This window comes from Tritonibacter sp. SIMBA_163, from assembly GCF_046535935.1.
In the GTDB taxonomy this organism is placed as follows: Bacteria; Pseudomonadota; Alphaproteobacteria; order Rhodobacterales; family Rhodobacteraceae; genus Epibacterium; species Epibacterium scottomollicae.
On the sequence record NZ_JAWJBP010000222.1, the window covers coordinates 1 to 321 of the forward strand.

Annotated in this window: 1 protein-coding gene; it reads right to left on the reverse strand. The window is 69.2% G+C overall.

Going from position 1 to position 321, the window contains the following annotated elements; all coding sequences use genetic code 11:
- Positions 1-68: 68 nt before the first annotated feature.
- Positions 69-290, reverse strand: a complete 222-nt coding sequence (locus R0J92_RS22175) for a hypothetical protein (RefSeq protein ID WP_411053240.1) — start codon at positions 288-290, stop codon at positions 69-71.
- Positions 291-321 lie beyond the last annotated feature (31 nt).

The window sequence follows — 321 nt, forward strand, 5'->3', positions numbered from 1 at the left end:
CTTTGTCCGTCAGCGGCATAAAAGGCCCGCGGGCGGTTAACCCGCGAGCCCGGAGGGAGAAGGTTGCCTCACGCGATGCCGGTGCTGAACAGCACCGGGGCGAGGTTGTCGTCGGCGAACGGGTTGTCCGCCGCGTCCTCGTCGAGCAGGACGACGCCCATATCGCCCGCGGCGTAGGCCCCGCCATCGGCGAAGCCCTGATCGGTGCCGCTGGCCTGCATCACCACGCCGTCGCCGTTGTCGGTGCCGGACGCGACCCGCGCCCACACGACCTCACCCGGCTTGGGCACGAGCTCAACAACTGGCTAAAGCCCTCTCAGG